Source organism: Paraburkholderia sp. RL17-347-BIC-D, assembly GCF_046027915.1.
Lineage (GTDB): Bacteria > Pseudomonadota > Gammaproteobacteria > Burkholderiales > Burkholderiaceae > Paraburkholderia.
Genome location: NZ_JARESS010000057.1, coordinates 35,662 through 47,826, shown reverse-complemented (window position 1 = coordinate 47,826; position 12,165 = coordinate 35,662). Strand labels below are relative to the sequence as shown.

Here is a 12,165-nt window from a genome sequence, read left to right as displayed (position 1 = left end):
GGGCTACGCGCCAGCGAAGTGGCCGCGCTGAAGGTCACCGACGTCGACAGCGAACGCATGACATTGCGTATCAAGCAGGGCAAGGGTCGCCGTGACCGCTACGCAATGCTCTCGCCGGTGCTGCTCGAGCGTCTGCGTGTGTGGTGGCGCGTGGCCCGTGCGCAGGGCAAGATGCCCGAGGGTGGGTGGCTGTTTCCCGGGCTCGATCCACTCGATCAGCTGAGCACGCGGCAACTGAACCGCGCCATTCATGCCGCCGCCGAAGCCGCGCACATCGACAAGCGTGTGTCGATGCACACGCTGCGTCACAGTTTCGCGACGTACCTGCTCGAACAGAAGGTGGACATCCGCGTGATCCAGGTGCTGCTCGGCCATGCGAAGCTCGAGAACACTGCGCTCTACGTCCAGGTGGCCACCGACCTGCTGCACGAGGTCACCAGTCCGCTGGACCGTCTGCCTCCCGGGTAGGCCCGCGCTGTAGCGCCTCATGCTGGAGGTTGCGGACATCTTCCGCAGCCACGGGCCAGCGTGGCGAGCCACGGCACACCTGAGCCTGGGGCAGCTGAAGGTCATGTCGGCCATCGAACGGTGCCGCACGGCGGCACTGGGCGGACATGTGCTGCGCTGTTCAGGTTGCGCAAGCTCAGAGGTGTCCTTCAACTCGTGCCGGGACCGGCATTGCCCGAAGTGCCAGGCCAGCGCCGCACACCGCTGGCTGGAGGCGCGCCAGGCCGATCTGCTACCCGTCGAATACTTCCACGTCGTCTTCACGCTTCCCGCGCCCATCAGTGCGATCGCCTGGTACAACAAACGGATCATCTACGGCCTGCTGCTCGACATCGCCGCCGACACGCTGCGCACGATCGCCGCCGATCCCCGGCACCTCGGCGCCCGGATCGGGGCCACGCTCGTCCTGCACACCTGGGGCTCCGCACTCACGCATCATCCGCATGTGCACGGCATCGTCCCCGGCGGCGGGCTGTCGCCTGACGGTGAGCGCTGGATCGCCTGCCGGCCCGGCTTCTTCCTGCCCGTGCGCGTCCTGTCACGCCTGTTCCGGCGCCGCTTCCTCGAGGCACTCCAGTCGGTTCACCGCCGTGGCGACCTGCAATTCTTCGGCGAGTACACCGGGCTTGCTGACCCCGCCACCTTTGCCCGCTGGCTTGCGCCGCTGCGTAGCTGCGAATGGGTGGTCTACGCCAGGCGCCCGTTCGCCGGACCAAAGGCGGTGCTCGAGTACCTCTCACGCTACACGCACCGCGTCGCCATCTCCAACCAGCGCCTGGTCGCCTTCGATGAGCGTGGCGTCACGTTCCGCTGGAAGGATTATCGCGCGAAGGGGCGCACCCGCTACAAGACCATGACGCTGGAGGCCGGCGAGTTCATGCGCCGCTTCCTGCTGCACGTGCTGCCCGGCGGCTTCCATCGCATCCGTCACTACGGGCTGCTCGCCAACCCGGTGCGCCGCGCCAGTCTCGCCAAGGTGCGTGCGCTGCTGCACGTCACGCCCGAACCTGACACGCCATCCGACGACACCGGCATCCAAACCCGGCCCGTCTTCATCTGCCGTCACTGCGGCGCACCGATGATCGTCATCGACATCCTCGCGCGCAGCGCTCCGATCCGCGCACCGCCGATGTGCCGGGGTCCGACATGAGCACAACGGTTCCGCGATATCTGAACCGACCGTCGGCTTTGCGGCAACGCGGCCCACGAGCGGACGTTTGCGCCTGGCGCTACGCAAAGCGCCTCCCACGTCCGCTTCACCATCGCGATCGCACGAGAGCATCGCTTCGCTACGGCGTCAGCGCCCGTGCAGCATTCCGCCCGGCCGCACCGCATCCGACATCGCTGGACATCCTGATCTACCAATCGCCATAGCGGCGCGTCCCGACCACATCGGAGCACTCCGCAGTTTCCTCCATCGGGCTTATTCGACGCCTGCCGACACGCGCGGAGGCATGCACATTCCTGCGGCCGATGGCAGGCATCGAATAAACCTTAACGGGAGTGCGCGTTGGCGACCGGCCGCTTTCGGGAAGCGAAATACCAATGACCGGTTTGCGGCGATGAGTTCGAAGCGCGGACGGACTCAGCCCGACCCCAATCCGCCGTTCGACCGGGGTCCGCTCCTGCGGCAGCTTCCAAGGGACACCCGCCGCTCTGCAATTGCGGCCGCTGGCAGAAATGAACGCATATATCCTCACTGTCGCCTATATTTCCATTGCATTGCGCGTCGTGTTTGCCATGCCCTGTTGAGAGGCCGTAAGCGGTCGGAACCGCGGTTTCCGCCAGTAGAAGATGAGCGAGGCTTTTGATGGAGGAATTGGTAAAGGCGGCAAAAGTGGTACATCTCTCGCTGATTGCGATTTGCGCGGCGTTCCTCGCGTTCGCCCTCGCGCCGAACGATGCCGAAAACTATCGACTCGCGAAAAGCGAACTTGACGCACTTCGGACCCTACAGTTTGATCAATTCGCAGTGTGGGCAGCTAAAAATGTTGCGTTACCGGACGTTCAAAAAAGCGCATCGTCGCTGCGGAACCTGTTAACGGTGTCAAGTGCTGTTGTGAAAGTCTCTACCGACATCGCAATTCGACAACCGTTAGTTGTTGACCGCCCCGATGCAAAATGGAACTTACAACAAATCCTCGATTTTATAGAAAAACCAAACTCAGTCGGCATTCTGAGTCAATTATCGGATGATCAAGTTGTCACGGCCATGCAACGGCTTTTCCAAAGGCCAGCCGGGATTTGTTCGACGTACGGTATTGGTCCCGACACGCCGTGCCCAGAGCTGTCAAGCGATTTCATACTGTCAGCCATACGTCTTGAGCTTGAACGGCCCGTTGATGGAAAGTTGGTCAGCGGCGCCAAGGACGCTTATCGCAGTGTTCCGGAGACACCTTACAATCTAGGCGTGATGCGGTTCGAGTTTTATAAGGACACCAAACATGGTCGGGATCTTCAATACAGGCAGGCGAATCTTCGCATCAAAAACAAACGAGTCGCTGAGGGGTATTTTGCGCGAACTTGGATTTTGTCACACAAGAATGCTCTCGGTCTCGTTTCACAAGGCTCGAATCCCGTGGCATTGCCGCACCTCCGGCGGATTTGGGACGAGGTTGCGCTCATGACGCCACAAGATGCCGCGCGTTTTATAACTGCCCGAGAAAGCGCTAGTCGTCGAACGTTCTCCGCATTCGGTATCACCGTCGACGAGGCGATTCTCGCCATTGCCGGCCCGTCAATCATATTTTTTATTTTGCTTTATTTGCTAGCGGAGCTTCGGCACTTGGACAACATTTTTGACCGAGGCAGTCACCCGGGCGGTACGTTGGCGTGGATAGTTGTATATCCCGAGGCGCTCGCCCGAATTATCTCATTGCTCTCGGTATCGCTACTTCCCGTGATCACAGTTGGCACACTTCTTTCAGTGACCGCGCGCAACTATGATGGGAGGTTGCTTACTACTGCAATGATTTCCTTGGGCGTGTGCGTTGTCGCCGCCATGACTGTTCCCTTACTCAATCGGCTTGGGACACGCGGGGCTCCCTCAAAGGAAAAACTTGATCCAGACGGTATTCACAGTGCAAGTAACTAGCTGCCTTATCACCGCGAGGCGCCGACCGTACTACGTGTCGTAGAATTCAAGCGGGGCTTGTCGGGAGAGAAACTGCCGAGGAGTCGACGATGAACTGTGTTCCCTGCTATGCATTTGTTGCCTGTCTTGCAGTATTGGCCCCTGCCAAGGGATACGCGCAGGCCAGTGAAGTTGTGGTCGGAGAGGGTGGCGGCGCTCCTGCGTTTCAAGGAACGGCCTACCCGTGCGGCGCGAACCTTGAGAGCATTGGAAGGGAGTTCTGTGCTCAACATTCTCCGTCGGGCTCGATGACGGGGGAGTTCTTCCTTAGCGCGCTATCGCAACAAGCAGGCGGCAAGTGTGGTTGGACGAGATATCGCGTCGAGTGCAAAAGATAAAAACACGAATGGCTGCTTCGTAATTTGGCGCAGACGCGCGAGTGGTCGAGCCACACTGTTAGCGGATGGGGGTTCGTGGCCGCCCCCGGTCCGGAATTCAATGACCAGCGCGGCTGGCGATGGGCGGCCGCGGTCGGCTACTAGCAGAAGGCCCGTCGGTGACGGTGGAATCGTCGGCACGAATGGCAGGTACTGCGGAATATGGAACATCGGCTATTGGCCTGTCCCGGCAATTGCTCTCGCGGGCGCCACTATACTAGAAGGAGAATCGAGGCGACGCAGTGGCCTTAAGCGGATCGCTTGCTAGCCGTAGGCGAAACAGGACCACCGTCTGAAAGGAGCGCCGATGCCCGAGTTCCAACGCAGAAAGGCTACGTCGAAGCACCGACATTCCCCCGTTGAGCGATACCTGATCTACGTCGATGCGGCGCGGAAAACGGGAATTCTCCTGCTGGCGGTTTTTGTCGTAGCCGTCATTGCGATTAATCGGAACGACCTCGCTCCGTCCTCTGGTATTGGCTTAATGACATCACCCACTTGAAGATTCTTGGGGTGGAAATCGATCGGAAAAAGGCAGAGAGTGAAGTCAATCTCTTGATCGAAAAATATGGCCGCAATAGGTCGGAAAACCAGATCAGAATTGATGGTCCAGCAGCCCGTGGTGCTTTAGCGAGAGCACTCAATTCCGCGCAATCGATCGTTGGCACCCGACTTTTATGGGTTGATCCGAATCCAAAAAACAACGCGCAGGAAGCAGAATTTTTTAAGTCGATCGGTATCGAAATAATTGAGGTCGGTTCAACGAGCAAGGCGCTCGAATTTATTCCGGTCGTTCGGCCGGACGTCATCATCAGCAACATATCCCGCCCGAACGATGGATCGGGAGAACTCGTGAAGTGTCCGGCTCATTATTACCAGCTACCTTCATGGGCCAAGGGATATACCAGTCTTAATCAACTGAACCTCGATGTGAACAGTGGGAAAACCGACACGAAGGGTTTCGCGCTTGCGGAGGAAATTTCAAAACTGCCGAATCCCTACAATGCGCTCGCCGACAAGGAAGATTCGAAAATCATTTTTTACACAGCTCGGAACGGCGGAATATCCTCAAGCCAGTGTGGACGTATAGTCACGAACCGGACAGACGTGCTGCTAAATACAGTGATCAGTGTGCTCGAAGAAGCAAATTGGCGAAAGCTCGGGACTCCGCGCGATCCTCGGCGTCAGTCTGAGGGCCTTCGTTTCGAAGGCTTTCATTTAGAGACCCCTCGTCCAGATGGTCTTCGCTTACCGTCGCAGTGAGAAAATCATAGGCTACGAGCCAAGTAAGTGGGTTTTTTCAAGAGCCTGAGGCCCGAAACCGGCGACGAGCTCGCGCCTCGCGAATTGGGCGGGGACCGATGTAGGGCAAGCAGCGGCCGTTCGAGCGTCGGACATCGGGTTAGCTGGATGTCCGTCCCTGGCCGATTGGGTGAGATCACCAACGGCTGCTTAGTGGCACTCCAGTTTGCTAAATCTGGATCGTGGCCGACTGACCGGTTTGTAGAAAGTTGTTTGACCGGAGTGGGTCGGGAGCACTCATTCGCTGAGAGTGCGACCTGACATTCGCGGCCATGGGTGTGCGAACGGTTGAATCCGCCATAACTTTCCCGACATTCGCGTTTCGTCAGCAACGAACGTTAGCTTCCACGGCATCGAAACGATTGAGGATAAGTTATCAATTCTGGCTGGTCGTCTCTCGTCCACCTCCTCCGGGGGAAGGCGAAGGCGTCACGTGCTTGAAGATACCGCCTCAAAACACCACGATATTTCGGGCGCCGACTGGATTCACGCTGTAACGACAAACTTCAAGTCAGCAGGAATGGTCACGGAACCTCGCAGTCACCGGCATCTGCTATACAGAGGAGATGGCGCAGCAAAACCGGAGGTGGATGCTTTTCGCCAACGGCTTCGCTATGTGATATTCGGTTCGCGCGGCCACTACCCAGCGCCTTCGTCTGCAGAGCCAACTTCGTCCACCTCAGCCGCACCGTCATCGATTTCTTCAAGGCCCGGTTTTGTGGTCGACGGACAACTGGTGTCGGGAGCTTCCGTGCCGACGTCGCCAACACCATCCAACCGACCGGTGTCGAGAGCTCCGTCAGGTCCGTCGCTCAGCCGGGGCTTGCATGAGTTGGAGACCCGGTAAGCGATTGCCTTTCCTTTCCGCACACGGCCAATGCGCTTGATTGAAGATCCCTCTCGGTTTTATAGGTGACAGGCATTTATCAGGGGCAGCGTAACCATCAATTCGGACCTGCTTCGATCTCAAATCGTCGAACTTTAAGGATTGCTGGTCGAGCAGACTTCGGCGAGGCAAGTGGACTAGCGCACGCGTGGTGGGAAAAGTATTGGCCACGGTGCGGCACATCGTCCTATCATCAAATTTCCGCTACGTCGTGTTTCCATTGTCACTGTTGCCGTAGTTGTGGGGCATTTATGAACGTCAGTTGTGACGCATAGCGCAGAAATTTTCAAGCTAGTTGTCGCCTCAACGAATAAGTTTCAGGCGGCCTTTCTCTCCTGGTTAGAGCGTTGCGGGGCGACACCCTGGTTGTCGATGCGATCCCGATTCAGATGCACGGCACCTATATGCTGCCAGTTGCGCGTGCGGGACTTCCATCGAAGCGGATTGCGCTGCCGGGCGCTCTCGTAGAACGCCGCGCGTCGGTCCAGGATGCCCTGATCGAGATTCGCATGGCTGAGCGGAAACCTGAAATACCAGCGTACCGCGCAACCGATGACCGCCGCCGGAACGCGATGACCGTGCTAGAGCGATTTTGCATTCCCCATAACCCGACCTTACTCGACCATCTCTACAACGTGGCGGTGCCCGCCATTCTGCTGGAGGTATCTCGGATCAAGAAACTATCCGTATCTCGACGGTTACATTGTTCAGACCAGCGATCGTGCCGCGCTCGCCCGTTACTTCTCCCATAATCCACTTTATATCTGCATCCGCAACGGTCGATTGCGACGTTGCATTCCTGAGTGCAGCGGTCAACGCTTCGTCAAGCGTCTTTCCGGTTCCCTTAACGCTAACGGAATCCATGACCATACCTCCCTATTCATGCCGATGTACGACCGATAAAGCATAGGTCTTGACGACGCAATTGCAAGTTCACTAAACGCTGTCGGTATAGTACCGGCGAATACATCACCCCAAAACTTAGTCATGTCATTAAGGATTGCATCGGAATAGTATTCTGTTTTAAGTAAAAGCCTCATCTGAAAGCGGCACGCTGCATTGCACGCTCACCAAATTTCACACCCTTCTTACAAATTGTTTGCGCTAACCAAGGGTAAGCGACAATCCTTCTACAACCTTCTTCCTTGTCGCAATGTGCGCTATGCAACATACCGTGTTGTGTAACGTACTATCCTTGACCGGCAGTTCATTCCGATCACGATTTGGGAGCCAAAAATGACAGATGCCCGGGAATTGGGCCAGTCAGTTAAGCCCTATCAGCTTAACTACTCCGCCATCCTTGATAAGGATGGCAAACGTTTTACTGTCCATGCCACAGGACTAAACCGGACAGGTGGCTACAGGCCATTCTTTCAAGTAGACCCTGCACTAATTTTGCCGCCCCAAGTCGACTTCATAAACATTCCTCCGACCGGCATCACCAATGAGATGATCACGCATTTTCACGCCGAGCTGACCATGGTCGCCGCTTCTGTGCTGGGACAGCAGCAATGGAGTGTCGTGGTGCACGATACAGAAGGTCAACACATCGTTGAAATCGAAGGGGCCAAGAGGCCCGAGATAGATCCGTTGCCCAACGCAAACTGATTTGCCATTTACACCCGGATGAATCTGTACGAAATCCATGTCGATACAGATCTGGTTCACTCGACGATACAAGCCGCTCCAGATCAAGCCTAAGCCATCCTCCGGGTGGTGATATCTTCGTTTCCTGCGGCGACACCCTGAAACTCAATTCTGCTGACCGGTGCCAAAGTCCACGTCTGACCCGCCCGGATGATGCACAGATTCAAGCCGTAGATGTGCAGCCATGTGAGCGCAGCGCTGGAAGCATGATTTGCTCTGTGGCTTGAATCGCATGACAGTAATCACTTAAAGCGATTGGAGAGGACATGAAGGTTGAGATCGACCTGCAAGCCACGGACGCTCACGGCCGGTCGTTCATCCCAGGCTTTCAGGAAATCCGGCATCTGTGGGTTAGCGAACATACGCTTTTGTCGAAGGGGCTAGGCTTTAGTCCGATTCATCTCATCGGCTCCTATGCGAGTTCGACAGAATCGGTAGTGTTGGTCAGCTAATGAGTTCGTTTACGCGACCGCCGGTGAGAATTTGGCTGATTATGGTTTCAAACTCAGCACCGGCCAGGAGCTGCCGATTTTTATGCGGCTCACCTCGGATCGCGGATACCAATGAGCGGAATCTCCGGGCAACGTTATTCAAACGTGCAAGGGCGACCCCGTACGGAGACATCATGACTAAATCGATCGTACAGTTGTCCGATTCCCTCCCAGATGACGGAGTTAGAAAGGACGGCGCTTCGCATGACCTGGAAGCTCACATGGAAGAGCTCAAGTTAATTGATAGAGTCAGACGCGATAGCGCCGCGCTCAGAACTGCAGGGCATCAAGCTCTGTTGAAATTGGGAGGGGCAATCACAACGGATTCGGATCGCAGCGCCAATACGTCCGACGGAAAATCTCCACATCGTGGTAGAAACAAACTCACGAGCCGGAGGCGAACCGCTGCCATCGCGGACGGCCGCGCTGACGAAAGCGAGTATCAGAAACATAAAAGATTACGAGTCGAATGGCAGTTTTCCAAGAAGGAACCCGATGAGAGAGCCAGGTTGGTCGCCCGCATTGAGGAAGCCCGTCGGGAATTTACCATTGAGAAGATACAGGCAGACTATGTACCTGTTCTGGCCGCAGCCGAAGCAATGCGTGCGTTCACCTGCTTAGGTCATGGGGCAGTTGGCGAAGAGACAATGCAGGCATGGTATCTGGTCGTTAGAGAGCTCTTCACTGCAGCGAAGCCCGATTGGACCATCGGCGGGGCCCGCGCCGGAAACGGCGGTTGGGTCACAGCATACGTCACGTCTCAATGCGTCCAGGCCATCTGTGATTTGGCCGGAGTGCTCGAACGGACAGCCGATCTACTGCTCTATCTTCAGGGCATATCACGGCAACTCAGATCGCTTAGCTTTGAAGGCATCCCGGAGAAATGGCGAGAGCGAGATGAAGCGCGATTGAAGCAAGACGTGCTGAACACCTTGGCACTCGCGGAAAATACAACGGCGTTTAATATTAAAATGCCATCGAGCGATACCTTCGACGTACGAAAGGCAGTGTTGGACGAACTCCAGATATTTGTCTCCGAATCTCTGACGGATCTGAGTGGACGGTTCGACTCGGCACTTAAAGAAATCGACGTGTTTCGCGAGGCCGAATTGGGTGCCGTCGCGGTCGGCGAGACGGCGATCGACGAAAAACGAAAGATGTTGGCTGAGTCTGCGACGGGGCATGCGATTGCCAGAGAGGCTGTCGACATCGGGAAGAAGACCACCGATCAGGCGATTTCCGCCGTGATCGGCTCGGGACTTTGGTCGAAAAAAGGGATAAGGAAAATCAGATCGAATCGAGACTGGATGGAGGATGTTGCGAACTGCCTGAAGGACGCCGCTCGCGGGGTAAGGAGCGGCGCGGCAGTCTCGAAGGGATACTTGTCGTCTGTAATTGATCATCAAATATCAGCAAGTAAAGAGAGTGATAATCGGCTTTGGGAGCCGGTCGAACTGGCGTTTGCGGTACCAGCTTACATTCTCGCCGCTGGCGAAGCACATGAAACTAGCGAGCGCGAGCGATTTAGGCACGCAGCTCGACTAGTCTGCCGGGATCTCTCCGCCGACGGGACGATTGCAAGCCGAATTCCTTTCCACGCCTATGATGACTCCCAGTATTTTGCTCACACAGAAGAGCTACTCGGCGCTGTCTCGGAGCTCGTGAGGGCGGCCCGCTATCCGCTCGATGAGCGGATAGCTTCCAGCATGTACTACTACTTTGACCGCCAGTGCGCCCGGTCTGAACACGCTAGAGATGTTGAAGGTTGGTATGCGGAGTTTGACCACCATCGGAAAGAACCGAACGTCATGAGTACCATCGATACCGTCGAGGCCCTTGGCTCATTTAACCGAATGCTTGATGAAGGTATAAACGAGACAATTTTGGACCACTTCTCCGTCAGAAAGCCAAGCCATGATGGGGTGCGTCTCGAGAACCTGTTCTATCCTGACTACGGCTTCTCCTCTGTTGGTCTAGAAGGCAATCAGGAGGAAAACGTTGTCCAACGCGAATCTGTCGCTATTACACTCCAAAGAATGCGTGCGCATGTCTTACGCGCGGGAGGTTCCGATCTGTATTCGTTGGTGTTACACGGTCCGGGTGGAACAGGCAAGACGACACTCATCGAAGCACTGGCGAATACCTGCGGGGTGCCGTTAGTAGAGGTTACGCCAAGCGACATTGCCAAGACTGGCGAGGCTCATATAGAACGGCGAGCGCGCGCGGTGTTCGGGGCGCTTTCAATGCTGTCTCGGGTCGTCATTCTTTTCGACGAGTTCGATCCAATATTGAGGCGGCGCGATTCATCTGGGAAGAGCGACATGAACTTCTTCGCGTTCTTGACTCCCGGCATGTTGCCTAAACTAAAGGCGCTTCACGAAGACGCGAAGGATCGACGCGTTGCCTATGCACTGATAACCAACCTTATAGGCAGCCTCGACGTTCCAGCAGTACGGAAGGGCCGGTTCGACGAAGCGGTCGGCATCTACCCTGCAGACCCCTTGTCAAGGGCCGGTTACATGGCCCGGATGTGCTGTGACTATGCATCTCAGAGCAAACTCGGATGGAGAGGGGCAGGATTCAATAAGAACCGTTTCATAGACGTGGTAACGGGTGCCGCTGGTCTCGGCATGACGCCCATAACGGCCAAAGGGAAGTTCCGAATGAGCGTCCCTCCCAAACTGGACAAGGGTCCGGTTGGATGGATCTTGGGCCGCCCTGGAAATTGGAAGGAAACGGAAAAACCCGAAGAGAAGTTCAAGGAAATGAAAGGCGAAGGTCTGTTTGCGGAGCGTGAGAGCGTTCAGTGGGGATGGCTGAGCGACTGGGAACAAAATTGGAAGACCAAGGATCCTGGAGAAAGCGTGGAAAGATGGCGTAAGTGGCTGGAGCACGTCAACCGATGGCCAATGAGCAAGGACTCGGAGCAGTCAATGAAGCAGCAACTGGACGCCGTGAAGGCCATTCTCGACGCCACCGATGATTGAGTGCGAAACCGGTGTGGTGTTCGATGAATCGCGGATCGGGACATTGATACTCGCAGCTTTGGCTCGCGGCAGTTGCTTGTAGCCGATTCACCAATCTTCCGGACGACGTCGAGGGAGGCTGGTAATCAGGAGAAGACAAACATGGACTATTTCAAGTTCGTGGGCGCGCAGGACGTAGTCCGAAGCAGCAACGCGCAACAGCGAACCGCAAGGAGTCCGCCAACGGCATCGTCGAGCGACTTCACAAGACCATGCTCAACTAGTTCTATCGCATCGCCTTCCGCAGAAAGATCTACGACTCGATCGCCGCGCTGCAGACCGATCTGGACGCATGGCTTGACCAGTAAAACAATGAGCGCGAACATCAGGGATGATGATGCTACGGCAAGACGCCTATGCGTACCTTCCTCGGCTCACTCGAACTTGCCAGGGAGAAGCTGATTCCTCACTGAATCGCCTTCCTTAATTCGCTTCCGCGACTACCTGTCAGGCCCGGTCCAGGCTAATACAGCTGAACCCGTTGAAGCGTCCTAAGCGACACGAACGCCACCCTTCTTCCGCGCACGCTGGGTTTTTGCCAGACCACCTTCGAGCCTTCAGTGTGTCGGTGGGGCCAACCACGTGTCCAGCGCTTAGGGTAGAGCGCCGCGAAGCTCCATTTCACGTCGGACACATCAGTCGGATAGCCAATTGCGGTTTGTTCTTCTCATGCCGCCAGGCTACCAGGTCTAAAAGAAAGTGCCTGACGCCTTCTAGTTTCCCGTCTCCCGCGACGGCGGCCGCCCAGTGCGGAGGCTGAACAGTCGATGGCGGCGATTCGTGAAAGCCTCGCCGC

General features: G+C 56.4%; 8 protein-coding genes and 1 pseudogene. 8 read left to right on the top strand and 1 reads right to left on the bottom strand.

Going from position 1 to position 12,165, the window contains the following annotated elements; translation table 11 throughout:
* The 4 genes from P0D96_RS40585 to P0D96_RS40570 all read left to right on the top strand — a co-directional run.
* Positions 1-468 (top strand): tyrosine-type recombinase/integrase (locus P0D96_RS40585; protein WP_408319484.1); only part of this gene is annotated, 468 nt, incomplete at its 5' end.
* Between the two features lie 19 nt (positions 469-487).
* On the top strand, positions 488-1,657 hold the full coding sequence (locus P0D96_RS40580; RefSeq protein WP_408319482.1) for an IS91 family transposase: 1,170 nt from the start codon (positions 488-490) through the stop codon (positions 1,655-1,657).
* 660 nt (positions 1,658-2,317) lie between these two features.
* Positions 2,318-3,601, top strand: a complete 1,284-nt coding sequence (locus P0D96_RS40575; RefSeq protein WP_408319480.1) for a hypothetical protein — start codon at positions 2,318-2,320, stop codon at positions 3,599-3,601.
* A 914-nt stretch (positions 3,602-4,515) separates the two neighbouring features.
* Positions 4,516-5,280, top strand: a complete 765-nt coding sequence (locus P0D96_RS40570; RefSeq protein ID WP_408319478.1) for a response regulator — start codon at positions 4,516-4,518, stop codon at positions 5,278-5,280.
* 1,597 nt (positions 5,281-6,877) lie between these two features.
* Here P0D96_RS40570 and P0D96_RS40565 read toward each other — a convergent pair.
* Positions 6,878-7,069, bottom strand: a complete 192-nt coding sequence (locus P0D96_RS40565; RefSeq protein ID WP_408319476.1) for a hypothetical protein — start codon at positions 7,067-7,069, stop codon at positions 6,878-6,880.
* A gap of 372 nt (positions 7,070-7,441) precedes the next feature.
* Between P0D96_RS40565 and P0D96_RS40560 the strand changes: the two genes are divergently transcribed.
* From P0D96_RS40560 to P0D96_RS40545, 4 genes and pseudogenes are all read left to right on the top strand, one after another.
* The gene (locus P0D96_RS40560) at positions 7,442-7,813 is read left to right on the top strand and encodes a hypothetical protein (RefSeq protein ID WP_408319474.1); all 372 of its coding nucleotides are present in this window, start codon (positions 7,442-7,444) and stop codon (positions 7,811-7,813) included.
* 305 nt (positions 7,814-8,118) lie between these two features.
* Positions 8,119-8,304: a hypothetical protein gene (locus P0D96_RS40555; protein WP_408319472.1), complete on the top strand. Its 186-nt coding sequence runs from the start codon at positions 8,119-8,121 to the stop codon at positions 8,302-8,304.
* A gap of 173 nt (positions 8,305-8,477) precedes the next feature.
* Entirely contained in the window at positions 8,478-11,330 is a 2,853-nt protein-coding gene (locus tag P0D96_RS40550; RefSeq protein WP_408319470.1) for an AAA family ATPase, read from the top strand.
* 197 nt (positions 11,331-11,527) lie between these two features.
* Positions 11,528-11,782: pseudogene (locus tag P0D96_RS40545) on the top strand (integrase core domain-containing protein); the annotation flags it as partial.
* Between the last annotated feature and the right edge of the window lie 383 nt (positions 11,783-12,165).

Bases quoted from the DNA above. Each gene is read 5' to 3' on its own strand.
- P0D96_RS40580 (WP_408319482.1), top strand. From the start codon at position 488: ATGCTGGAGGTTGCGGACATCTTCCGCAGCCACGGGCCAGCGTGGCGA.
- P0D96_RS40575 (WP_408319480.1), top strand. From the start codon at position 2,318: ATGGAGGAATTGGTAAAGGCGGCAAAAGTGGTACATCTCTCGCTGATT.
- P0D96_RS40565 (WP_408319476.1), bottom strand. From the start codon at position 7,069: ATGGATTCCGTTAGCGTTAAGGGAACCGGAAAGACGCTTGACGAAGCG.
- P0D96_RS40560 (WP_408319474.1), top strand. From the start codon at position 7,442: ATGACAGATGCCCGGGAATTGGGCCAGTCAGTTAAGCCCTATCAGCTT.
- P0D96_RS40555 (WP_408319472.1), top strand. From the start codon at position 8,119: ATGAAGGTTGAGATCGACCTGCAAGCCACGGACGCTCACGGCCGGTCG.
- P0D96_RS40550 (WP_408319470.1), top strand. From the start codon at position 8,478: ATGACTAAATCGATCGTACAGTTGTCCGATTCCCTCCCAGATGACGGA.